The following is a 22,348-nucleotide window of genomic DNA, read 5'->3' as shown; positions in this document are numbered from 1 at the left end:
GTGGCGCTTGGGAGGTCTTGAGCTCAACACATGCCCCATGTAGGAGCTGCCGAAGGCTGCGATCTTTTGATCTTGTCTTTTAAAAGCAAAATCAAAAGATCGCAGCCTTCGGCAGCTCCTACATGGGGAGGGTGTGTTTTCGGGGCGCAAAAAAACGCCCCGAACCAGTCGGGGCGTCAGTCTTGCGGCTTTGCGGTTAGCTTTCTATACGATCCGCAAAGGCCGTTTGCTCAGCGAAGCCGAATCAGTGGAACTGTTCTTCTTCGGTCGAACCGGTCAGTGCGGTGACCGAGGACGAGCCACCCTGGATCACGGTGGTCATGTCGTCGAAGTAGCCGGTGCCCACTTCCTGCTGGTGAGCCACGAAGGTGTAACCCTTGGCGGCGTCAGCGAATTCCTGCTCCTGCAGCTTCACGTAGGCAGTCATGTCGTTGCGGGCGTAGTCGTGCGCCAGGTTGAACATGCTGTGCCACATGTTGTGAATGCCGGCCAGGGTGATGAACTGGTGCTTGTAGCCCATGGCGGACAGTTCGCGCTGGAACTTGGCGATGGTCGCGTCGTCCAGGTTTTTCTTCCAGTTGAAGGAAGGCGAGCAGTTGTACGACAGCAGTTGGTCCGGGTATTCCTTCTTGATCGCTTCAGCGAAGCGACGGGCTTCTTCCAGATCCGGCTTGGCGGTTTCGCACCAGATCAGGTCGGCGTACGGCGCGTAGGCCAGGCCACGAGCGATCGCCTGATCCAGGCCTGCACGCACCTTGTAGAAGCCTTCCTGAGTACGTTCGCCAGTCACGAACGGCTGGTCGTACGGGTCGCAATCCGAGGTCAGCAGGTCAGCAGCGTTAGCGTCGGTACGGGCCAGAATGATGGTCGGGGTACCGGCAACGTCGGCAGCCAGACGTGCAGCCACCAGCTTCTGCACGGCTTCCTGAGTCGGAACCAGTACTTTACCGCCCATGTGACCGCATTTTTTCACGGAAGCCAGTTGGTCTTCGAAGTGAACACCGGCGGCGCCTGCTTCGATCATGCTCTTCATCAGCTCGTAGGCGTTCAGTACGCCGCCGAAACCGGCTTCGGCGTCAGCCACGATTGGCGCGAAGTAGTCGATGTAACCTTCGTCGCCCGGGTTCTTGCCGGCTTTCCACTGGATCTGGTCGGCACGACGGAACGAGTTGTTGATGCGCTTGACCACGGTTGGCACGGAGTCCACCGGGTACAGCGACTGGTCCGGGTACATGGATTCTGCGGAGTTGTTGTCCGCAGCCACTTGCCAGCCCGACAGGTAGATCGCCTGGATACCGGCCTTGACCTGCTGAACAGCCTGGCCGCCGGTCAGGGCGCCCATGCAGTTGACGAAATCTTTCTCAGGGCGGAAGGATGGCTTGGCACCCTGGGTCACCAGGTTCCACAGCTTCTCGGCGCCCATTTTCGCAAGGGTGTGCTCAGGTTGAACCGAGCCACGCAGACGGACGACGTCAGCAGCGGAGTAAGTGCGAGTCACGCCTTTCCAGCGCGGGTTTTCAGCCCAGTCTTTTTCAAGGGCTGCAATTTGCTGTTCGCGTGTCAGTGCCATGGAGATAAACCTCGTCGCGTCTTTATGAAAAGTAGTTCTGCGGTGGAAAATTCCTGCGCTCGCTGACCAGAAGCTTAGGTGGTCAAGTCGGATTCGGCGGGGTAGGCGACGGGATGAACGATGGGCTCGAGGGGAAGTGAGCAGGTAGTGGCGGACTGCGGGGCGTATTCGGGCGTCGTGGGCCTTTATACGAACTACAGCGTGAAGCCGGGTTACCTAATTACGCTTCCGTCCCTCGGGACAACTTCGTTCCAGTCGGCAACCTCGTCAAACACACCTTGTGGGCGGTACAGACACGAAGCGGTTCGCGGGGTAGGTGCGAACGTCGCTTCGAAGGCCCTTGCCAGGGCCTCTGATTAGCGGGAGCGAGGCCATCATGCCTTCGCTTTTTTGCCTCGTCAAACGTTTTGTAGTGCTTTTTTACAGGCACTACATCTTTCGTCTAATACGACTAATCAGTCAGTTTTCGGTGCTTTAGTCCAGGGCGTCGACTTTTACCTTCAAGGTCATGTCATCCCGGCCTTGAGTCGAGTAGCTGCGGGTCAGGCCCTGTTTGTCGGCCTGAGTCTGGCGATTCACGCCGGCGAGGGTGATCCATTCGCCCAGGCGTCCGCTGACGGTTGTGTCGGTGCTTTGCACGTTCACTACATCGGGACGTTCCTGGCTCATGCGGTCACGGTTGGTACTGATCGACAGGTGAACGATGTCGCCGGTGACGCTGGCCGTGACATAAAAGCCCTGGGTGACGTTGCGGTATTGCGTCTGGCTGCTGTAATCGCCGTACGAGTTGGTCTGGCTGCTGGTGATCGGCACGCTCTGGCCGACCTGGATCAGTGCCGGCATACCGTCGGTAGCCTGCACTTGCTGCACGCCGCCGTCACGGCTGGCGGTGCTGCGGCTGATGATGCGGGTCTGGTTCGGCTGCGCGCCGTTGACCGAGTAGCCTTCATCGCCGCGACCGTTGTTTTCATTGGTATCGACAGTGATCAGCAGGCGTTTGGGGGCAGTGTCCAGTTGAGTGATCAGCGCCTTGAGTTCCTGGATCTTGTCCGGCTCGGCCTTGATGATCAGTTGGTTGCCGTAGGCGCTGACCTGACCGTCCTTGCCGAGGAAGTCCTGCGCCATCGGCAGCATATCGGCGCTGGTGCGGTAATTGAGAGGCACGATTTCTGTGGCTGCCATCACCGAAAGGCTGCAACCGAGCAGCAGGGTGGTGAGCAGGGTGCGTAGGGACATGTCCGTTATCTCCGCTTTCGAAAGGCTTGATATTGCCAGTTTGTCGGCCTGCGGTGGTGCAAGTTGAATCGTAGACAGCAAAACGCCCCGGCATCCGAAAATGACGGGGCGTTTTGAGGGTGTTCACATACCGTTTTTTGTGGCGAGGGAGCTTGCTCCCGCAGGGCTGCGCAGCAGACCTCTAATGTTTAGGGCCGCTTCGCGCCCCAGCGGGAGCAAGCTCCCTCGCCACAGAATCTCCAGCGATCAGAGGATCTCTGCTGATCAGGCCGAATGGCGAACCATATCGACATGCGGAATCCCGGCTTCGAGGAATTCCTCGCTGACCAGGCTGAAACCCAGGCGCTCATAGAACGCCGTGGCCTGCACCTGCGCGCTGAGCATCTGCTGCTGCAGGCCGCGCGCTTCGGCTTCGGCGATGACCGCTTGCATCAGCGCATCGCCAACCTTCATCCCGCGCCAGTCCTTCAGGACTGAAACCCGGCCAATGTGCCCGTCGGGCAACAGGCGGGCGGTGCCGATCGGAAAGTCGCCTTCGAATGCCAGAAAATGCACGGCGGTCGCGTCATCGGCGTCCCATTCCAGCTCAGGTGGTACCGATTGTTCGGCGATGAACACCGTTTCACGAATGCGCCGGATCTCGGCGTTGTCCTTTTGCCAGTCTGCGACACGTACGCGAATCTTATTCATCGGCGAATCCCAGGCTGCCCTGTTTGACCAGCTCGCACAGCAGGCCGCGACCGTCTTCGTCGTCCAGCCATTCGCCGAGGTTGTCGGCGTGCAGCGCGTCGGCGGCGCAGATCAGCTTCAACAGCTCGCGCAGCTTGCCTGGCAGGTAACGGCTCTGGCCGCTGGCGAACAGCAGCAGGTCGTCATCGACTTCCGACCACGCCAGACGCGCGCTCGGGTTGCGGATCAGTACGGCGCCATCCTGCAGGGCGGCGAGGAAGTCGTCTTCTTCGACGTCTTCAGGGCCGACCACCAGTTCCGGGTAGCGCGGCTCGGTCATGTACTGGCCGAACCAGGTCAGCAGCAGGCGTTCATCGCTCATGTGTTCGGCGAGCAGGCTTTTCAGGCGGTCCAGCGCATCGTGCTGAATCTGGTGCGGATCGGCCGCTGGCTGCGCGTCGGCGTCGGTGTAGCGCTCTTCGTCCGACAGGAACTGGCTGAGGAAGTCAGTGAAGTGGGTCAGCACTTCAGAGGCGCTCGGGGCGCGGAAGCCGACCGAGTAGGTCATGCAGTTGTCAACGGCGATCCCGCAGTGAGCCAGGCGCGGCGGCAAGTAAAGCATGTCGCCCGGTTCCAGGACCCACTCTTCGGTCTGTTCGAATTCGGCGAGGATGCGCAGGTCCGCGTGCTGCAGCAGCGGGCTGTCGGTGTCGCACATCTGGCCGATTTTCCAGTTGCGCTTGCCGTGGCCTTGCAGCAGGAACACGTCGTAGTTGTCGAAGTGCGGACCGACGCTGCCACCTGGCGCTGCGAAGCTGATCATCACGTCATCGACGCGCCAGCTCGGCAGGAAGCGGAAGTTTTCCAGCAGCTCGCTGACTTCCGGCACGAATTGATCAACGGCCTGAACGAGCAAGGTCCACTCTTTTTCCGGCAATTTGCTGAATTCGTCTTCGGCGAACGGGCCGCGACGCAGCTCCCACGGACGCTCGCCGTGCTCGATCACCAGGCGCGACTCGACCTCTTCTTCCAGGGCCAGGCCCGCCAGTTCGTCGGCGTCGATCGGGCTTTCGAAGTCAGGAATGGCCTGACGGATCAGCAGCGGCTTTTTCTGCCAGTAATCGCGCATGAATTCGCGCGCTGTGAGACCGCCCAGGAGTTGAAGAGGAGTGTCAGGATTCATGTGTAACCTATTGAAAAAAAGCATTTTTCAGACGGGAATAAAAACGCCCGGCGCGGCCGGGCGTCTCAAACGGGTCAAGCGGTGAATCAGATGCGTTTGGCTTGCGCTACAGCGTTGCCGATGTAGTTGGCCGGGGTCAGCTGTTTCAGCTCGGCTTTCGCTTCGGCCGGCATGTCCAGGCCGTCGATGAAAGTCTGCAGCGCTTCGGGGCTGATGCCCTTGCCGCGGGTCAGTTCTTTCAGTTTTTCGTACGGGTTTTCGATGTTGTAGCGGCGCATCACGGTCTGGATCGGCTCGGCCAATACTTCCCAGCATGCGTCGAGGTCAGCAGCAATCTTCTGCTCGTTGAGCTCCAGCTTGCTGATGCCTTTGAGGCTGGCTTCGTACGCGATCACGCTGTGGGCGAAGCCGACACCGAGGTTACGCAGCACGGTGGAGTCGGTCAGGTCGCGCTGCCAGCGGGAGATCGGCAGTTTGCTCGCCAGGTGCTGGAACAGTGCGTTGGCGATGCCCAGGTTGCCTTCGGAGTTTTCGAAGTCGATCGGGTTGACCTTGTGCGGCATGGTCGACGAACCGATTTCGCCAGCGATGGTGCGCTGCTTGAAGTAACCCAGGGAGATGTAGCCCCAGATGTCACGGTCGAAGTCGATCAGGATGGTGTTGAAGCGTGCAATCGCGTCGAACAGCTCGGCGATGTAGTCGTGCGGCTCGATCTGCGTGGTGTACGGGTTGAAGCCCAGGCCCAGCTCGTCTTCGATGAAGGCGCGGGCGTTGGCTTCCCAGTCGATCTGCGGGTAGGCCGACAGGTGGGCGTTGTAGTTGCCTACCGCGCCGTTGATCTTGCCCAGCAGCGGCACGGCAGCGACCTGCGCGATCTGACGCTCGAGGCGGTAAACCACGTTGGCCAGCTCTTTGCCCAGAGTGGTCGGCGAAGCCGGCTGACCGTGGGTGCGCGACAGCATCGGCACGTCGGCGAAACGGATGGCCAGTTCGCGGATGGCGTTGGCGGTCTGGCGCATCAGCGGCAGCATCACGTCGTCACGGCCTTCGCGCAGCATCAGGGCGTGGGACAGGTTGTTGATGTCTTCACTGGTGCAGGCAAAGTGGATGAACTCGCTGACCTTGGCCAGCTCCGGCAACTTGGCCGCCTGCTCCTTGAGCAGGTATTCGATCGCCTTGACGTCGTGGTTGGTGGTGCGCTCGATCTCTTTGACGCGCTCGGCGTGCTCCAGCGAGAAGTTTTCAGCCAGTTCATTGAGAACGGCGTTGGCCTCGGCGGAGAAGGCTGGCACTTCCGGGATACCGGCGTGGGCGGCCAGGCGCTGGAGCCAGCGCACTTCAACCAGGACGCGGGCACGGATCAGGCCGTACTCGCTGAAAATCGGGCGCAGGGCCTGGGTTTTGCCGGCGTAGCGGCCGTCAACAGGGGAAACCGCAGTGAGCGAAGAGAGCTGCATGGGGTGTTCTCGGACAGTCGGGCAACGAAATGGGGCGCGTATCATACATGAAAAAATCCGCCGGTCCGTTGCCAACTGACCGGCGTATTACGCGTTACAGACTACAAAACTTTTATTGCGCGACGATTTACTCGCTGCGCATCAATGGATACAGCTCTTTGAGCAGCTTGCGCCGGCTGATCACCAACTGCCAGCGGTGCCCGCCGAGCTGTCGCCACAGGCGTGCCGAGCGGATGCCGGCCAGCAGCAGCGCACGGATCTTCGAGGCGTTGCTCGGTTGCTGCAGGTTGCGCATGTCGCCATGCACCTGAATGCGTTGGCGCAGGGTGCTCAGGGTGTCCTGATACAGCGCGCCGCAGGCGGCGATCACGTTTTCGTGGGCCGGGCCGAAGTGTTCGACCTGCGACTGGATCTGCGGCAGGCGCTTGCCAATGGTGTCGAGCATGTCGCCACGCTTGGCCAGTTGCCGTTCAAGGCCGAGCATCGACAGCGCGTAGCGTAAAGGCTCGCGTTGCAAGGTGCTCGGGTCGCGCTCCAGTGCGCCGATCAAGGCACGATAGCCCTCGCGCAGGTTGATATCGTCGCCGCCATACACGTCCAGTGTGTCTTTCGGGTCGCGTACCAGCAGGCTGCCGAGCATGCAGCTCAGGCCGGCTTCGCTGGTCTGGCCGGTCTTGGCGATCCGGTCGACCAGCACGGCGGCGAGAAACACGCCGCCCAGCGCCGTCAGTTGCTCCTGAGTCGGGCTCATGCCTGGCCGCTCCACGGTTCGGCGACTTCAATCACGCCGCCACCGAGGCAGATTTCACCGTCGTAGAACACCACGGACTGGCCCGGGGTCACCGCGCGTTGCGGTTCGTCGAACACGGCGCGGTAGCCGGTGGTGGTTTTTTCCAGGGTGCAGGCCTGATCGCTCTGGCGATAACGCACTTTGGCGGTCAGGCGCAGCGGCTGGCTCAGGTCGATCGGGTTGACCCAATAGATTTCCGAAGCGAGCAGGGCGCTGGAGAACAGCCATGGATGGTTGTTGCCCTGGCCGACGATCAGTTCGTTGTTGTCCAGATCCTTGCGCAGCACGTACCACGGCTCATCACCGGCGTCCTTCAGGCCGCCAATGCCCAGGCCCTGACGCTGACCGATGGTGTGGTACATCAAACCGTGGTGACGGCCGATGACTTCGCCTTCAGTGGTCTTGATCTCGCCCGGTTGCGCCGGCAGGTATTGCTTGAGGAAGTCGCTGAAGCGGCGCTCGCCGATGAAGCAGATCCCGGTGGAATCCTTTTTCTTGGCGGTCGCCAGCTCATATTTCTCGGCAATCGCGCGTACTTCAGGCTTCTCCAGCTCGCCGACCGGGAACAGGGTCTTGGCGATCTGTTCGCCGCCAACGGCGTGCAGGAAGTAGCTCTGATCCTTGTTCGGATCAAGGCCCTTGAGCAGTTCGGTGCGGCCATCGATGTCGCGGCGGCGCACGTAGTGGCCGGTGGCGATCAGGTCGGCACCGAGCATCATGGCGTAGTCGAGGAACGCCTTGAACTTGATCTCGCGGTTACACAGGATGTCCGGGTTCGGCGTGCGACCGGCCTTGTATTCAGCCAGGAAGTGCTCGAACACGTTATCCCAGTACTCGGCGGCGAAGTTGGCGGTGTGCAGCTTGATGCCGATCTTGTCGCACACAGCCTGGGCATCCGCCAGGTCGTCCATGGCGGTGCAGTATTCCGTTCCGTCGTCTTCTTCCCAGTTCTTCATGAACAGGCCTTCCACCTCATAACCCTGCTCGATCAGCAGGAGAGCGGAAACGGAAGAGTCCACGCCGCCGGACATGCCGACAATGACGCGCTTCTTGGATGTGTCAGAAGGGGCTGGATCACGCATAGGGATTCAATGAGTGTCTTGAAAAAGGACGCGATTCTATCAGGCTCACGGCCTCAAGGCTAAAGAGAAGGGCGGATCAGTTCGAGACTGAAGTGGTGGCCGGCCAGATAATCGTCGATGCAGCGGATGATCAGCTCGCTGCGCCAGTGCTCGCGCTGGGCGATTAATTCGCTGCGGGTCAACCACTTGGCGCCGACGATGCCGTCGTCCAGTTGATAGTCCGGGTGGTGTTTCACCGCTTTGGCGCTGAAACACACACGCTGGTACGTCACGCCGTTGCTCGGCGCGGTGTACAGGTAAATGCCGATCACGCCGGTGGGTTCGACGTCCCAGCCGGTTTCCTCGAGGGTTTCGCGCACGGCGGCTTCGGTCAGGGTTTCGTCTGGGTCGAGATGGCCGGCGGGCTGGTTGAGCACGTTACGCCCGGCCTTGTGCTCTTCGACCATCAGGAAGCGGCCGTTGTCTTCGACGATGGTGGCGACGGTGATGTGGGGGAGCCATTCCATGAGTTGTCCTCAAATATTGAATTGAAACCCGATCCCTTGTAGGAGTGAGCCTGCTCGCGATAGCGGTATACCATTCAACAACTATGGTGCCTGAAATTACGCTATCGCGAGCAGGCTCACTCCTACAGGGGATTTGTGTTGTATTCAGAAACACAAACCCCGGCACAGGGCCGGGGTTTGTGATGTTCCCTTTACAACCTTAAACCAGCGCAGCAACCGCCGCGTTGAAGGTCGCGCTTGGGCGCATGGCCTTGCTGATCAGCTCGGCGTCGGCGTGGTAGTAACCACCGATGTCCACTGGCTTGCCCTGAACGGCGTTGAGCTCGGCAACGATGGTCGCCTCGTTCTCGGTCAGGGTCTTGGCCAGGGGCGCGAACTGCGCTTGCAGTGCAGCGTCTTCGGTCTGGGCAGCCAGGGCCTGAGCCCAGTACATCGCCAGGTAGAAGTGGCTGCCGCGGTTGTCGATGTTGCCGACTTTGCGCGATGGCGACTTGTTGTTGTCCAGGAACTGGCCGGTGGCCTGGTCCAGGGTCTTGGACAGAACCAGCGCTTTCGGGTTGTTGTAGTTCACACCCAGGTGCTCGAGGGAGGCTGCCAGCGCGAGGAACTCGCCCAGCGAATCCCAGCGCAGGAAGTTCTCTTCAACCAGTTGCTGCACGTGCTTCGGAGCTGAACCGCCGGCGCCGGTTTCGAACAGGCCACCGCCGTTCATCAGCGGCACGATCGACAGCATCTTGGCGCTGGTGCCCAGTTCCATGATCGGGAACAGGTCGGTCAGGTAGTCGCGCAGTACGTTGCCGGTCACCGAGATGGTGTCGAGGCCGGAGCGAGTGCGCTGCAGGGTGTACTTCATGGCATCGACCGGCGCCATGATCTGGATGTCCAGGCCGCTGGTGTCGTGATCCTTCAGGTAAGCCTGAACCTTCTCGATCACTACGCCGTCGTGGGCGCGCATCGGGTCCAGCCAGAAGATTGCCGGGGTGCTGCTGGCGCGAGCACGGTTGACGGCCAGTTTGACCCAGTCCTGGATCGGCGCGTCTTTGGTCTGGCACATGCGGAAGATATCGCCAGCTTCAACAGCTTGTTCCATCAGCAGGTTGCCCTTGCTGTCGGTGACGCGAACCACGCCGTCAGCCTTGGTCTGGAACGTCTTGTCGTGCGAGCCGTACTCTTCGGCTTTCTTCGCCATCAGGCCGACGTTTGGCACGCTGCCCATGGTGGTCGGATCGAACGCGCCATTGGCTTTGCAGTCTTCGATCACGGCCTGGTAGATGGTTGCGTAGCAACGATCCGGGATCACAGCCTTGGTGTCGTGCAGCTGGCCGTCGGTGCCCCACATCTTGCCGGAGTCACGGATCATCGCTGGCATCGAGGCGTCGACGATGACGTCGCTCGGCACGTGCAGGTTGGTGATGCCCTTGTCGGAGTTGACCATCGCCAGCGATGGACGCGCGGCGTAGACCGCTGCCATGTCAGCTTCGATCTGCGCTTGCTGCTCGGCCGGCAGGGCCTTGATGCGAGCGTACAGATCGCCGATGCCGTTGTTCAGGTTGAAGCCGATCTCGGCCAGCACGTCAGCGTGCTTGGTCAGGGCGTCTTTATAGAACTCGGCAACGATCTGGCCGAACATGATCGGGTCGGAGACCTTCATCATGGTCGCTTTCAGGTGTACCGACAGCAGCACGCCTTGCGCTTTGGCGCTTTCGATTTCAGCAGCGATGAACGCACGCAGGGCGTTTTTGCTCAACACGGCGCAGTCGAGGATCTCGCCAGCCTGAACGCTGGTTTTTTCTTTCAGGACGGTAGCGGTACCGTCTTTGGCGATCAGCTCGATTTTCACAACGTCAGCGGCGTCGATCAGGGCAGCTTTTTCGCTGCCGTAGAAATCGCCGGTGCTCATGTGAGCAACGTGGGACTTGGAGTCTTTGGCCCAGGCGCCCATTTTGTGCGGGTGCTTGCGCGCATAGTTCTTGACCGACAGCGGAGCGCGGCGGTCGGAGTTGCCTTCACGCAGAACCGGGTTCACGGCGCTGCCCTTGATCTTGTCGTAACGCGCCTTGGCTTCTTTTTCGGCGTCGGTGGTCACGGTTTCCGGATAGTCCGGCAGGTTGTAACCCTGGGCTTGCAGTTCTTTGATTGCCGCTTGCAGCTGAGGCACCGAAGCGCTGATGTTCGGCAGCTTGATGATGTTGGCTTCAGGCGTAACGGCCAGGTCGCCCAGTTCGGCGAGGTGGTCGGCTACGGCTTTGTCGCCCAGTTGCTCGGGGAAGCTGGCCAGGATGCGTGCTGCAAGAGAGATATCGCGGGTTTCCACGGCGATATCGGCCGAGGCGGTGTAAGCCTCGATGATCGGCAGCAGGGAATAGGTGGCGAGGGCTGGAGCTTCGTCGGTGAAGGTATAGATGATCTTCGAGCGGGTGGGCATATTCGGATTAACTCTCTCTTCTTTGCTAAAGCGTGCGCAGAAACTCGAGGGGCGCCGGGTAAGCGCGTTCGTTCAAAGTCATCCATGAACCGAATGTCGAGATTCTTCGCGGTGATGTTGGGTGCATCAGTAGAGCGTCAAGCAGTCGGACTGCGGTAACAACCCGACCAATCAGGCGGAAAGTCTCGTGCTAGAGAGGCCAGCCGTCGTGACCCTTTGGTCAGCGGGCGGCATTATACATAGGTAGCTGGCAATCTGCCGATGGTTCATATGCAACCCGCCTCGTCCATTGGTCTAAAGGTCGCAGGGCGGAGTGGGGCGTAGAGTCGCCGGGAATGCTTGAGTTTGGCGCTTTTCCCTTTGCTTTCAGGCTTGTACGAAGCCAGATGTGCCTGCGCCGTGAACAGAGGGTTTGCGTGTTGATTTAACTGGGTTACGCTCGAACCAAGCCAGATGTTCAATCCAAACAATGGAGTTCAGCATGGGTTACAAGAAGATTCAGGTTCCAGCCGTCGGCGACAAAATCACCGTCAATGCAGACCATTCTCTCAATGTTCCTGATAACCCGATCATCCCCTTCATCGAAGGTGACGGCATTGGTGTCGACATCAGCCCGGTGATGATCAAGGTTGTCGATGCTGCTGTTCAGAAGGCCTACGGCGGCAAGCGCAAGATTTCCTGGATGGAAGTCTATGCCGGCGAAAAAGCCACTCAGGTTTACGACCAGGACACCTGGCTGCCCCAGGAAACCCTGGACGCGGTCAAGGATTACGTGGTTTCCATCAAAGGCCCACTGACCACGCCGGTCGGTGGCGGTATCCGTTCGCTGAACGTGGCCCTGCGCCAGCAACTCGACCTGTACGTCTGCCTGCGCCCGGTGCGCTGGTTCGAAGGCGTACCGAGCCCGGTGAAAAAGCCCGGCGACGTCGACATGACCATTTTCCGCGAGAACTCCGAGGACATCTACGCCGGTATCGAGTGGAAGGCCGGTTCCCCGGAAGCCACCAAGATCATCAAATTCCTTAAAGAAGAAATGGGCGTCACCAAGATCCGTTTCGACGAAAACTGCGGTATCGGCGTCAAGCCGGTGTCCCTCGAAGGCACCAAGCGTCTGGCGCGCAAGGCCCTGCAATATGTGGTCGACAACGACCGCGACTCGCTGACCATCGTGCACAAAGGCAACATCATGAAGTTCACCGAAGGTGCCTTCAAGGAATGGGCCTATGAAGTGGCAGCCGAAGAATTCGGCGCGACCCTGCTCGATGGCGGTCCTTGGATGCAGTTCAAGAACCCGAAAACCGGCAAGAACGTCATCGTCAAAGATGCCATCGCCGACGCCATGCTTCAGCAGATCCTGCTGCGCCCGGCGGAATACGATGTGATCGCGACCCTCAACCTCAACGGCGACTACCTCTCCGACGCCCTGGCGGCGGAAGTGGGCGGTATCGGTATTGCGCCGGGTGCCAACCTGTCCGACACCGTGGCGATGTTCGAAGCCACCCACGGCACCGCGCCGAAGTACGCCGGCAAGGACCAGGTCAACCCGGGTTCGCTGATTCTCTCGGCCGAGATGATGCTGCGCCACATGGGCTGGACCGAAGCGGCGGATCTGATCATCAAGGGCACCAACGGCGCCATTGGTGCGAAAACCGTGACCTACGACTTCGAACGTCTGATGGACGGCGCCAAGCTGGTCTCGTCTTCGGGCTTCGGTGATGCGCTGATTTCGCACATGTAAGCGATACAGGTACAAAAAAACCGCCTTCGGGCGGTTTTTTCATGGCGGGAAAACTGTTCAGGTCAGCTCGACACCTTTTCGGCACGAGAGGCATGCGCAGCCGTCTCGCTGGCAACTGTCGCGCCTTTGATTTTCACGGCATGCAGGCCTTTGGGCCCCTGGACGATCTCGAAGCTGACGAGTTGTCCGGCCTTGAGGGTTTTATACCCGTCCATCTCAATGGCGGAGTAGTGTGCAAAGAAATCGATTTCTTTGCCATCCTCGTCTCGTCCTTCGCGGGCATCGGTGTTGATGAAGCCGAATCCCTTGGCATTGTTGAACCACTTGACCTTGCCGACAGCCATGCTCAAATCCCTCTGCAACAGACTCCATCGCTGGAGTATCATCCAGGACATCCGCAATCGAATTCGTTTAAATGAATTGACTCCGCGGATCTTTTTTACCCACTGTGGGCTCTATTGGTTGTAACACCGTTTTCCCGATAGTCAAGGTGACCGGGCAGTCGGAGTTGAAAAGGTGCACAGCCGCCCCCACCACTGTATTTGCACAACTGACGAACCTTTCTTTCCATGCATGCAATCAGCCAGATTCGACTAACATTCAATCAGGATCGCCCGCTTCTCCAAAAGGATCTTCCACAGGAGCACGACGACGATTCGGCAGGCGTTGCTGTTCAGGAAGCAAAGCCTGCGTTACAGGCGCCGCCGATGTACAAGGTGGTTTTGTTCAACGATGACTACACACCGATGGATTTCGTCGTCGAAGTGCTCGAGGTGTTTTTTAACCTGAATCGCGAGCTGGCGACCAAGGTCATGCTGGCCGTCCACACAGAAGGACGGGCAGTATGTGGAGTGTTTACCCGCGACATCGCCGAGACAAAGGCCATGCAGGTCAACCAGTACGCCAGGGAAAGCCAGCATCCGCTACTCTGTGAAATCGAGAAGGACGGTTAATCGCCGACCACTTGGGTATGAGGTGAAGCTATGTTAAACCGCGAGCTCGAAGTCACCCTCAATCTTGCCTTCAAGGAGGCTCGTTCGAAGCGTCATGAATTCATGACCGTCGAACACCTGCTGCTGGCCCTATTGGACAATGAGGCTGCCGCCACCGTATTGCGTGCCTGCGGCGCAAACCTCGACAAACTCAAGCACGACCTGCAGGAGTTCATCGACTCCACCACGCCATTGATCCCCGTCCATGACGAAGATCGTGAAACCCAGCCAACTCTGGGCTTCCAGCGTGTACTGCAGCGTGCTGTTTTTCACGTACAGAGCTCGGGCAAACGCGAAGTGACTGGCGCCAACGTGCTGGTTGCAATCTTCAGTGAGCAAGAGAGTCAGGCCGTGTTTCTGCTGAAACAGCAGAGCGTTGCGCGTATTGATGTCGTCAATTACATCGCCCATGGCATTTCCAAAGTGCCGGGGCATGGCGATCACTCTGAAGGTGAACAAGATATGCAGGACGACGAGGGCGGTGAGTCTTCTTCCTCAGGCAATCCTCTGGATGCTTATGCCAGTAACCTGAACGAACTTGCGCGCCAGGGTCGTATCGATCCGCTGGTCGGCCGCGAAATGGAAGTCGAGCGTGTCGCGCAGATTCTCGCGCGTCGGCGCAAGAACAATCCGCTGTTGGTGGGCGAGGCGGGCGTGGGTAAAACCGCGATTGCCGAAGGCCTGGCCAAGCGCATTGTCGACAACCAGGTGCCGGACCTGCTGGCCAACAGCGTCGTCTACTCGCTCGATCTCGGTGCTCTGCTCGCGGGCACCAAGTATCGCGGCGATTTCGAGAAGCGCTTCAAGGCGCTGCTCAATGAACTGAAAAAACGTCCGCAGGCGATCCTGTTCATCGACGAGATCCACACCATTATCGGTGCGGGGGCTGCGTCCGGTGGGGTGATGGATGCCTCGAACCTGCTCAAGCCATTGCTCTCGTCTGGCGACATTCGCTGTATCGGCTCGACCACGTTCCAGGAATTTCGCGGCATCTTCGAGAAGGACCGTGCCCTGGCGCGGCGCTTCCAGAAAGTCGATGTCGTCGAGCCGTCGGTGGAAGATACCATCGGCATCCTGCGCGGCCTGAAAGGGCGTTTCGAGCAGCACCACAACATCGAATACAGCGATGAGTCGTTGCGCGCAGCCGCTGAACTGGCATCGCGCTACATCAATGACCGGCACATGCCGGACAAGGCCATCGACGTGATCGACGAAGCGGGCGCCTACCAGCGTCTGCAACCAGTCGAAAAACGTGTGAAACGCATTGAGGTGCCGCAGGTTGAAGACATCGTGGCGAAGATCGCGCGGATTCCGCCGAAACACGTCACCAGTTCCGACAAGGAACTGCTGCGCAACCTGGAGCGTGACCTGAAGCTGACGGTGTTTGGTCAGGACGCCGCGATCGATTCGCTGTCGACTGCGATCAAGCTGTCACGTGCCGGCCTCAAGTCGCCTGACAAGCCTGTCGGTTCGTTCCTGTTCGCAGGTCCTACCGGTGTCGGTAAAACCGAGGCCGCGCGGCAGCTGGCCAAGGCGTTGGGGATCGAACTGGTGCGCTTCGACATGTCCGAATACATGGAGCGTCACACCGTATCGCGTCTGATCGGTGCACCTCCAGGCTATGTCGGGTTCGATCAGGGCGGTCTGTTGACCGAAGCGATCACCAAGCAGCCGCACTGCGTATTGCTGCTCGATGAAATCGAGAAGGCGCATCCGGAAGTCTTCAACCTGCTGCTGCAGGTGATGGACCACGGTACGCTCACCGACAACAACGGGCGCAAGGCGGACTTCCGCAACGTGATCATCATCATGACCACCAACGCCGGTGCCGAGACTGCAGCGCGTGCTTCGATCGGTTTCACTCATCAGGATCACTCGTCCGATGCAATGGAAGTGATCAAGAAGAGCTTTACGCCTGAATTCCGTAACCGTCTGGACACCATTATCCAGTTTGGTCGCCTCAGTCATGAGGTCATCAAAAGTGTGGTGGACAAGTTCCTCACCGAACTGCAGGCGCAGCTGGAAGACAAGCGTGTGTTGCTGGAGGTTACCGATGCGGCGCGCAGCTGGCTGGCGGCCGGTGGTTACGATTCGGCCATGGGCGCACGTCCGATGGCGCGCCTGATCCAGGACAAGATCAAGCGTCCGTTGGCGGAGGAAATTCTGTTTGGCGAGCTGGCCGAGCATGGCGGTGTGGTTCACATCGACATCAAGGATGGTGAGTTGACGTTTGACTTCGAAACTACCGCAGAAATGGCCTGACGGCCTTGGATCAAGAGGGCGCCTTCGGGCGCCTTTTTGTTGTCTGGTGTTTTTGTGTGTATATCCGTTGCTGCGGTGATGGCTTATTACGGTTTCGCCCTTACGGCGACTCACTTTTTTTCAAACGCCAAAAAAAGTAAGCAAAAAACGCTTGCTCCTACGTGCGGCCCGCTCGCTGGGGCTCGGGGTACCTTCGCTGCGGGATCGATCCGGGCGCAGCGTCTACGGTTTGCTTCGCTGCACCTCCTCTCGCTGTGTTTGGCTGCGCCAAACGGTCGCTGCGCTCCCACGCCCGGATCAATCCCTCCACTCAGCCTTCCGACGTCGCCCGTGGATCAAGATCAAGAGCTGCAGCCGAGCTAACGCTCATCCTGTTGAGTGGTGAGAGGCGGGTGCGGTCTGCTGTTGATTTCTGTGGAGCTGTCTTTTCAGCGATGGCGGCCTGACAGCCGACCAACCTCTAATTGAATACACCCAATCCCATGTAGGAGCTGCCGAAGGCTGCGATCTTTTGATCTGGCTCTGGCTTTTGATGTGGCTTTTGATCTCCAGCCCCTTCGGCAGGCCGAGCGAAGGTGTTCATCCGGGGGTTGGGCGCGCAGCGCCATGCGGCGAAGCCGCATACATCGAGAGGAGGTGCAGCGAAGCAAACCGTAGGCGATGCCCCCGGATGGACACCGTAGCGAGGGAGCACTGAGCCTCAGCGAAGTGCCGTACGCCGGGGCCAAGCCTTTTGGGTTACCTTTTCGGCGTTTGGAAAAGGTGACTCGCTGTAAGAGCGAAACCGCCAGCGGCAACACCCGCAGCAACGGATATGCCCCCAATCCCCAATCCCCAACCCCAAAGCGCAGACACAAAAACGCCCGGCATAAACCGGGCGTTCTGTATTGACTTGATTAGCGAGCGCGGTAAGTGATGCGCCCTTTGCTCAAGTCATAGGGCGTCAGCTCGACGCGCACTTTGTCACCGGTAAGAATACGAATGTAGTTCTTGCGCATCTTGCCGGAAATATGCGCGGTTACGACGTGCCCATTTTCCAACTCCACACGAAACATGGTGTTGGGCAGGGTGTCGACGACAGTGCCTTCCATTTCGAAGCTGTCTTCTTTCGACATGCAGTAAAGCCCTCGGTATCCAATGAATGGCCCGGTGCAACTGCGCCAGGCAAAAGCGGCGTGCATTGTGCCCGAAAAAGGGGGTTTAAGCCAAGGGGTTTAGGGCTTGCGATTAGTTCAGGATCACCCAGCGCTGATTAATCAGCAATTCGATGGGGCGATATTGGGTTTTGTAGTTCATCTTTTTGCAGTTCTTGATCCAATAACCGAGATACACCGCCTCCAGCCCCAGTCGCTGACTTTCGGCGATTTGCCACAGGATCGCGAAACGACCCAGGCTGCGACGCTCTTCGTCGGGTTCGTAAAAGGTGTAGACCGCCGACAGGCCGTTGGGCAGCAGATCGGTCACCGCGACGGCGAGTAACCGTCCGTCGAGACGAAATTCATAGAAGCGCGAGAAGGGCAGGTCGCGCACCAGAAAGGTCGAGAACTGATCGCGGCTCGGTGGGTACATGTCGCCGTCGGCATGCCGCTGTTCGATATAGCGCTGGTACAGATCGAAATATTCTTCGCTGAAGTGCGGTTTTATCGGGCGTACCTGCAGATCGGCATTGCGTTTGAAAATGCGTTTCTGCTGGCGGTTGGGGTTGAACTGCGCCACCGGGATGCGCGCAGGCACGCACGCATTGCAATTCTGGCAATGGGGCCGATACAGATGATCGCCGCTGCGACGAAAGCCCATTTCCGACAGATCTGCGTAGACGTGCACATCCATGGGCTGGCTCGGGTCGAGAAACAGCGTCGTCGCCTGCTCCTCGGGCAGATAACTGCAGGAATGCGGCTGAGTGGCATAGAACTTCAAGCGCGCCAACTCGGTCATGATCAACCCTCGGGATAAGCTGGTGAATTAAGTGTAAGCCACGCGCGCAAAAGTCGCTCAGCAAACCCAGGTGGCGCGACTGGGTTGATCCAGGTGGCGGGCCAGATAGTCGGCGAATTCGTGGCGGGGGATCGCCCGGGCGCCGAGGCTGTGCAGATGATCGGTCGGCATCTGGCAGTCAATCAGGACGAATCCAGCGTCTTTCAGGTGTCGCACGAGAGTGGCAAAGCCGTATTTGGAGGCGTTGTCGGCGCGGCTGAACATCGATTCGCCGAAAAACAGCTGTCCCATCGCCAGGCCATACAGACCGCCGACCAGTTGGTCCTGATCCCAGACCTCGACCGAGTGGGCGAAGCCGCGTCGGTGCAGTTCCAGATAGGCGTCCTGCATGGCTTCGGTGATCCAGGTGCCGTCGGCGTAATCCCGCGGTGCAGCGCAGGCGCGAATCACCGCGTCGAAATCCTGATCGAAGGTCACCTGATAGCGTTCCTTGCGCAGCAGTTTGCCAAGGCTGCGCGAGACATGCAGTTCGTCGGGAAACAACACGGTACGAGGATCCGGCGACCACCAGAGAATCGGTTGGCCCTCGGAAAACCACGGAAAGCAGCCGTGGCGATATGCCTGAATCAGCCGATCGGCCGACAGATCGCCACCGGCGGCGAGCAATCCGTTGGGGTCGCGCATGGCCTTTTCCAGCGGCGGAAAAGTCAGGGAGTTACGTTGTAACCAAGTCAGCATGGCATTCAGGCTTGCAGAAGGGGAGGGCGGTGCGGGCTGTATGGGCCCGCGATAAAGTGTGCCGTTAAATGACAGGAATGTCGTCCAGATACTTCTCCGCGTCCAGTGCCGCCATGCAACCGGCCCCGGCCGAGGTCACGGCCTGGCGGTAAACGTGGTCGGCCACATCGCCGGCAGCGAAGACGCCGGGGATCTCGGTGGACGTGGCGTCGCCGTCACTGCCGCCCTTGACCCGCAGGTAGCCGTCGCGCATCGGCAGCTGGCCCTGAAACAGATCGGTGTTGGGTTTGTGACCAATGGCGATGAATACGCCGGCCAGCTCCAGATCACGGGTTTCGCCGGTACGACTGTCCCGCAGACGGGCGCCAGTCACGCCGCTGGCGTCGCCCAGTACTTCGTCCAGATTCTGGTTCCAGTGCAGGCGAACGTTGCCATTGGCGGCTTTTTCGAACAGTTTGTCCTGGAGGATTTTCTCCGAACGCAACTTGTCGCGCCGGTGGATCAGATGCACTTCTTTGGCGATGTTCGACAGGTACAGCGCTTCCTCGACAGCGGTGTTGCCGCCGCCGACCACCGCGACCACCTGATTGCGGTAGAAAAAACCGTCACAGGTCGCGCAGGCTGAAACGCCTTTGCCGGCGAAGGCTTCTTCAGAAGGCAGACCCAGATACTGCGCCGAGGCGCCAGTGGCGATGATCAGCGCGTCGCAGGTGTAAGTGCCGCTGTCGCCGATGAGTTCGAACGGGCGCTGCTGCAACTTGGCGGTGTGGATGTGGTCGTAAACGATCTCTGTGGCAAAGCGTTCGGCGTGTTTCTGCATGCGCTCCATCAGCACCGGACCGGTCAGACCTTCGACGTCCCCGGGCCAGTTGTCGACTTCGACGGTGGTGGTGAGCTGGCCACCGGCCTGCAGCCCGGTAATGACCACCGGTTTGAGGTTGGCGCGCGCGGCGTACACGGCGGCGCTGTAACCAGCAGGGCCGGAGCCGAGAATGATCAGGCGTGAATGCTTCGCTGCGTTCATCAAATACACCTCATAAGCCTTTGTCACAAAAGACAATGCATGCTCAAATTGAACCGCAGGATTTGTGCGGTTGGCTATGCTCAGCTATGGGGTTTGAAGCATGGCATCAGCCGCACAAACCCGTACAATGCCGGGCTGTTACAGGATATTTGCCGAGCGCTGTGTTTATGGCTGTGTTTATAAAAGCTGCGGCACAGTGTTAAAAGTAGTCTCAGTTGCGCCGGTTCACTTTTTTACCTGCCTGGATTGGGCAGTTTTTTATCGTCATTCAATAGATGGACGCGCCCCGGGCGCAGGAAAAGAAGCGTTTTGAAGAAATCCACCGAAGCACCAAAAACAGTCGTTCCGCTCTGGCGCCAGCAATTGCACTACCGGCTCAAGGAAGGTGCATTGATCGCCATCGGTGCCTTGTGCCTGTTCCTGATGATGGCCTTGCTGACCTACGGCAAGGACGATCCGGGCTGGAGCCACAACAGCAAGATCGACGACGTGCAGAACTTTGGCGGCCCGGCCGGTTCCTACAGCGCCGATATCCTGTTCATGGTGCTGGGTTACTTCGCATACATTTTCCCGCTGCTGCTGGCGATCAAGGCGTATCAGATCTTCCGCCAGCGCCACGAACCATGGCAGTGGAGCGGCTGGCTGTTCTCCTGGCGTCTGATCGGCCTGGTGTTCCTGGTGCTGTCCGGCGCGGCGCTGGCGCATATCCATTTCCACGCTGCCACCGGTCTGCCGGCCGGCGCGGGCGGGGCGCTGGGCGAAAGCCTTGGCGATCTGGCGCGCAATGCCCTGAATATCCAGGGCAGCACGCTGCTGTTCATTGCCCTGTTCCTGTTCGGCCTGACGGTGTTCACCGACCTGTCGTGGTTCAAGGTGATGGATGTCACCGGCAAAATCACCCTCGACCTGTTCGAGCTGTTCCAGGGCGCGATCAACCGCTGGTGGTCGGCCCGTACCGAGCGCAAGCAACTGGTTGCGCAACTGCGTGAAGTCGATGACCGCGTCCATGATGTGGTGGCCCCGACCGTCACCGACAAGCGTGAACAGGCCAAGGTCAAGGAACGTCTGATCGAGCGCGAGCAGGCCCTGAGCAAGCACATGTCCGATCGCGAGAAGCAGGTGCCGCCGGTGATCGCCCCGGCGCCGGCCAAGGCGCCCGAGCCAAGCAAGCGTGTGCAGAAAGAGAAGCAGGTGCCGTTGTTCGTCGACAGCGCCGTGGAAGGCACCTTGCCGCCGATCTCGATCCTTGATCCTGCGGAAAAGAAACAGCTCAATTATTCGCCTGAATCCCTGGCGGCGGTCGGCCACTTGCTGGAGATCAAGCTCAAGGAATTCGGCGTCGAGGTCACTGTGGACTCGATCCACCCGGGCCCGGTGATTACCCGTTACGAAATTCAGCCTGCCGCCGGCGTCAAAGTCAGCCGCATTGCCAACCTGGCGAAAGACCTTGCACGTTCGCTGGCCGTGACCAGTGTGCGCGTGGTCGAGGTGATTCCGGGCAAGACCACGGTTGGTATCGAGATCCCCAACGAAGACCGGCAGATCGTGCGGTTCTCCGAAGTGCTGTCGACCCCCGAGTACGATAACTTCAAGTCGCCGGTCACCTTGGCCCTGGGCCACGACATCGGCGGCAAACCGGTCATCACCGACCTGGCGAAGATGCCGCACCTGCTGGTGGCCGGTACCACCGGTTCCGGTAAGTCGGTGGGGGTGAACGCGATGATCCTGTCGATCCTGTTCAAGTCCGGCCCGGAAGACGCCAAGCTGATCATGATCGACCCGAAAATGTTGGAGCTGTCGATCTACGAAGGCATTCCGCACCTGCTGTGCCCGGTCGTGACCGACATGAAGGACGCCGCCAACGCTTTGCGTTGGAGCGTTGCCGAGATGGAACGCCGCTACAAGCTGATGGCGAAGATGGGCGTGCGTAACCTTTCAGGCTTCAACGCCAAGGTCAAGGAAGCCCAGGACGCCGGCGAGCCGTTGAGCGATCCGCTGTACAAGCGCGAAAGCATTCACGACGAAGCGCCGCTGCTGCAGAAGCTGCCGACCATCGTCGTGGTCGTGGACGAATTCGCCGACATGATGATGATCGTCGGCAAGAAGGTCGAAGAACTGATTGCCCGTATCGCGCAAAAGGCGCGTGCCGCCGGTATCCACTTGATCCTCGCGACCCAGCGGCCGTCGGTGGACGTGATCACCGGTCTGATCAAGGCCAACATTCCGACCCGTATGGCGTTCCAGGTGTCGAGCAAGATCGACTCGCGGACCATCATCGACCAGGGCGGCGCCGAGCAACTGCTGGGCCACGGTGACATGCTCTACATGCCGCCGGGCACCAGCCTGCCGATCCGGGTTCACGGTGCGTTCGTTTCCGACGATGAAGTACACCGTGTGGTGGAAGCGTGGAAACTGCGTGGCGCACCGGAATACAACGACGACATCCTCAACGGTGTCGAAGAGGCGGGCAGCGGTTTTGAAGGCAGCAGCGGTGGCGGCGACGGTGATGATCCGGAGACCGACGCGCTGTATGACGAAGCCGTGCAGTTCGTTCTGGAAAGCCGCCGGGCGTCGATTTCTGCAGTACAGCGCAAGCTGAAGATCGGTTACAACCGTGCTGCGCGCATGATCGAAGCCATGGAAATGGCCGGGGTCGTCACCTCAATGAACACCAACGGCTCACGTGAAGTCCTGGCTCCGGGCCCGGTTCGCGACTGATTGCAAACGCAAGAGGCGGGACA

The 22,348-nt window shown here is 59.5% G+C and carries 18 protein-coding genes; 4 read left to right on the top strand and 14 right to left on the bottom strand.

Annotated elements, in window-relative coordinates:
• Positions 1-244: 244 nt before the first annotated feature.
• From aceA to KKQ10_RS09450, 9 genes are all read right to left on the bottom strand, one after another.
• Positions 245-1,570: an isocitrate lyase gene (gene aceA / locus KKQ10_RS09490; RefSeq protein ID WP_127651030.1), complete on the bottom strand. Its 1,326-nt coding sequence runs from the start codon at positions 1,568-1,570 to the stop codon at positions 245-247.
• Positions 1,571-2,044: 474 nt separating this feature from the next.
• Positions 2,045-2,806 (bottom strand): secretin N-terminal domain-containing protein, encoded by a 762-nt coding sequence (locus KKQ10_RS09485; RefSeq protein ID WP_215500929.1) that lies wholly within the window; start codon positions 2,804-2,806, stop codon positions 2,045-2,047.
• A gap of 264 nt (positions 2,807-3,070) precedes the next feature.
• Positions 3,071-3,496: a GNAT family N-acetyltransferase gene (locus tag KKQ10_RS09480; RefSeq protein WP_003223818.1), complete on the bottom strand. Its 426-nt coding sequence runs from the start codon at positions 3,494-3,496 to the stop codon at positions 3,071-3,073.
• Entirely contained in the window at positions 3,489-4,658 is a 1,170-nt protein-coding gene (locus KKQ10_RS09475; protein WP_127651027.1) for a ribosomal protein uL16 3-hydroxylase, read from the bottom strand. Before KKQ10_RS09475 ends, KKQ10_RS09480 begins: the two co-directional genes overlap by 8 nt.
• Before the next feature lie 86 nt (positions 4,659-4,744).
• The gene (purB, locus tag KKQ10_RS09470; protein WP_003223822.1) at positions 4,745-6,115 is read right to left on the bottom strand and encodes an adenylosuccinate lyase; all 1,371 of its coding nucleotides are present in this window, start codon (positions 6,113-6,115) and stop codon (positions 4,745-4,747) included.
• Positions 6,116-6,242: 127 nt separating this feature from the next.
• Positions 6,243-6,866 carry a high frequency lysogenization protein HflD gene (gene hflD, locus KKQ10_RS09465; RefSeq protein ID WP_127651026.1) on the bottom strand — a complete coding sequence of 208 codons (624 nt, stop codon included), beginning with the start codon at positions 6,864-6,866 and terminating at the stop codon, positions 6,243-6,245.
• A complete protein-coding gene (gene mnmA, locus KKQ10_RS09460; protein ID WP_127651025.1) occupies positions 6,863-7,987 on the bottom strand; it encodes a tRNA 2-thiouridine(34) synthase MnmA in 1,125 nt (374 codons plus the stop codon). Before mnmA ends, hflD begins: the two co-directional genes overlap by 4 nt.
• A gap of 59 nt (positions 7,988-8,046) precedes the next feature.
• Entirely contained in the window at positions 8,047-8,493 is a 447-nt protein-coding gene (locus tag KKQ10_RS09455; protein WP_127651024.1) for an NUDIX hydrolase, read from the bottom strand.
• A gap of 199 nt (positions 8,494-8,692) precedes the next feature.
• Positions 8,693-10,918: an NADP-dependent isocitrate dehydrogenase gene (locus KKQ10_RS09450; protein WP_127651023.1), complete on the bottom strand. Its 2,226-nt coding sequence runs from the start codon at positions 10,916-10,918 to the stop codon at positions 8,693-8,695.
• 481 nt (positions 10,919-11,399) lie between these two features.
• Between KKQ10_RS09450 and icd the strand changes: the two genes are divergently transcribed.
• Complete coding sequence (gene icd / locus KKQ10_RS09445; RefSeq protein WP_127651022.1) at positions 11,400-12,656, top strand: NADP-dependent isocitrate dehydrogenase; 1,257 nt, start codon at positions 11,400-11,402, stop codon at positions 12,654-12,656.
• 62 nt (positions 12,657-12,718) lie between these two features.
• On the opposite strand, the gene KKQ10_RS09440 is transcribed toward icd, so the two are convergent.
• Positions 12,719-13,000, bottom strand: a complete 282-nt coding sequence (locus KKQ10_RS09440; protein WP_215500928.1) for a cold shock domain-containing protein — start codon at positions 12,998-13,000, stop codon at positions 12,719-12,721.
• A gap of 225 nt (positions 13,001-13,225) precedes the next feature.
• Between KKQ10_RS09440 and clpS the strand changes: the two genes are divergently transcribed.
• A complete protein-coding gene (gene clpS / locus KKQ10_RS09435) occupies positions 13,226-13,609 on the top strand; it encodes an ATP-dependent Clp protease adapter ClpS (RefSeq protein WP_011334948.1) in 384 nt (127 codons plus the stop codon).
• A 30-nt stretch (positions 13,610-13,639) separates the two neighbouring features.
• Entirely contained in the window at positions 13,640-15,910 is a 2,271-nt protein-coding gene (clpA, locus tag KKQ10_RS09430; RefSeq protein ID WP_127651020.1) for an ATP-dependent Clp protease ATP-binding subunit ClpA, read from the top strand.
• An 896-nt stretch (positions 15,911-16,806) separates the two neighbouring features.
• Here clpA and infA read toward each other — a convergent pair.
• The 4 genes from infA to trxB form a co-directional block, all read right to left on the bottom strand.
• Positions 16,807-17,025 carry a translation initiation factor IF-1 gene (gene infA, locus KKQ10_RS09425; protein WP_002553999.1) on the bottom strand — a complete coding sequence of 73 codons (219 nt, stop codon included), beginning with the start codon at positions 17,023-17,025 and terminating at the stop codon, positions 16,807-16,809.
• Positions 17,026-17,137: 112 nt separating this feature from the next.
• The gene (locus KKQ10_RS09420; RefSeq protein ID WP_025109006.1) at positions 17,138-17,845 is read right to left on the bottom strand and encodes an arginyltransferase; all 708 of its coding nucleotides are present in this window, start codon (positions 17,843-17,845) and stop codon (positions 17,138-17,140) included.
• 57 nt (positions 17,846-17,902) lie between these two features.
• A complete protein-coding gene (gene aat / locus KKQ10_RS09415; protein ID WP_215500927.1) occupies positions 17,903-18,583 on the bottom strand; it encodes a leucyl/phenylalanyl-tRNA--protein transferase in 681 nt (226 codons plus the stop codon).
• Between the two features lie 64 nt (positions 18,584-18,647).
• Positions 18,648-19,607 carry a thioredoxin-disulfide reductase gene (trxB, locus tag KKQ10_RS09410; RefSeq protein WP_215500926.1) on the bottom strand — a complete coding sequence of 320 codons (960 nt, stop codon included), beginning with the start codon at positions 19,605-19,607 and terminating at the stop codon, positions 18,648-18,650.
• Between the two features lie 309 nt (positions 19,608-19,916).
• Here trxB and KKQ10_RS09405 point away from each other — a divergent pair, with 309 nt between their 5' ends.
• Complete coding sequence (locus KKQ10_RS09405; protein ID WP_127651017.1) at positions 19,917-22,325, top strand: DNA translocase FtsK; 2,409 nt, start codon at positions 19,917-19,919, stop codon at positions 22,323-22,325.
• Positions 22,326-22,348 lie beyond the last annotated feature (23 nt).

This window comes from Pseudomonas sp. MG-9, assembly GCF_018729515.1.
Taxonomy (GTDB): Bacteria; Pseudomonadota; Gammaproteobacteria; order Pseudomonadales; family Pseudomonadaceae; genus Aquipseudomonas; species Aquipseudomonas serboccidentalis.
The sequence above is the reverse complement of the archived record's forward strand: the minus strand, read 5'-3'. Positions and strand labels throughout refer to the sequence as shown.

Bases quoted from the DNA above. Each gene is read 5' to 3' on its own strand.
- aceA (WP_127651030.1), bottom strand. From the start codon at position 1,570: ATGGCACTGACACGCGAACAGCAAATTGCAGCCCTTGAAAAAGACTGG.
- KKQ10_RS09485 (WP_215500929.1), bottom strand. From the start codon at position 2,806: ATGTCCCTACGCACCCTGCTCACCACCCTGCTGCTCGGTTGCAGCCTT.
- KKQ10_RS09480 (WP_003223818.1), bottom strand. From the start codon at position 3,496: ATGAATAAGATTCGCGTACGTGTCGCAGACTGGCAAAAGGACAACGCC.
- KKQ10_RS09475 (WP_127651027.1), bottom strand. From the start codon at position 4,658: ATGAATCCTGACACTCCTCTTCAACTCCTGGGCGGTCTCACAGCGCGC.
- purB (WP_003223822.1), bottom strand. From the start codon at position 6,115: ATGCAGCTCTCTTCGCTCACTGCGGTTTCCCCTGTTGACGGCCGCTAC.
- hflD (WP_127651026.1), bottom strand. From the start codon at position 6,866: ATGAGCCCGACTCAGGAGCAACTGACGGCGCTGGGCGGCGTGTTTCTC.
- mnmA (WP_127651025.1), bottom strand. From the start codon at position 7,987: ATGCGTGATCCAGCCCCTTCTGACACATCCAAGAAGCGCGTCATTGTC.
- KKQ10_RS09455 (WP_127651024.1), bottom strand. From the start codon at position 8,493: ATGGAATGGCTCCCCCACATCACCGTCGCCACCATCGTCGAAGACAAC.
- KKQ10_RS09450 (WP_127651023.1), bottom strand. From the start codon at position 10,918: ATGCCCACCCGCTCGAAGATCATCTATACCTTCACCGACGAAGCTCCA.
- icd (WP_127651022.1), top strand. From the start codon at position 11,400: ATGGGTTACAAGAAGATTCAGGTTCCAGCCGTCGGCGACAAAATCACC.
- KKQ10_RS09440 (WP_215500928.1), bottom strand. From the start codon at position 13,000: ATGGCTGTCGGCAAGGTCAAGTGGTTCAACAATGCCAAGGGATTCGGC.
- clpS (WP_011334948.1), top strand. From the start codon at position 13,226: ATGCATGCAATCAGCCAGATTCGACTAACATTCAATCAGGATCGCCCG.
- clpA (WP_127651020.1), top strand. From the start codon at position 13,640: ATGTTAAACCGCGAGCTCGAAGTCACCCTCAATCTTGCCTTCAAGGAG.
- infA (WP_002553999.1), bottom strand. From the start codon at position 17,025: ATGTCGAAAGAAGACAGCTTCGAAATGGAAGGCACTGTCGTCGACACC.
- KKQ10_RS09420 (WP_025109006.1), bottom strand. From the start codon at position 17,845: ATGACCGAGTTGGCGCGCTTGAAGTTCTATGCCACTCAGCCGCATTCC.
- aat (WP_215500927.1), bottom strand. From the start codon at position 18,583: ATGCTGACTTGGTTACAACGTAACTCCCTGACTTTTCCGCCGCTGGAA.
- trxB (WP_215500926.1), bottom strand. From the start codon at position 19,607: ATGAACGCAGCGAAGCATTCACGCCTGATCATTCTCGGCTCCGGCCCT.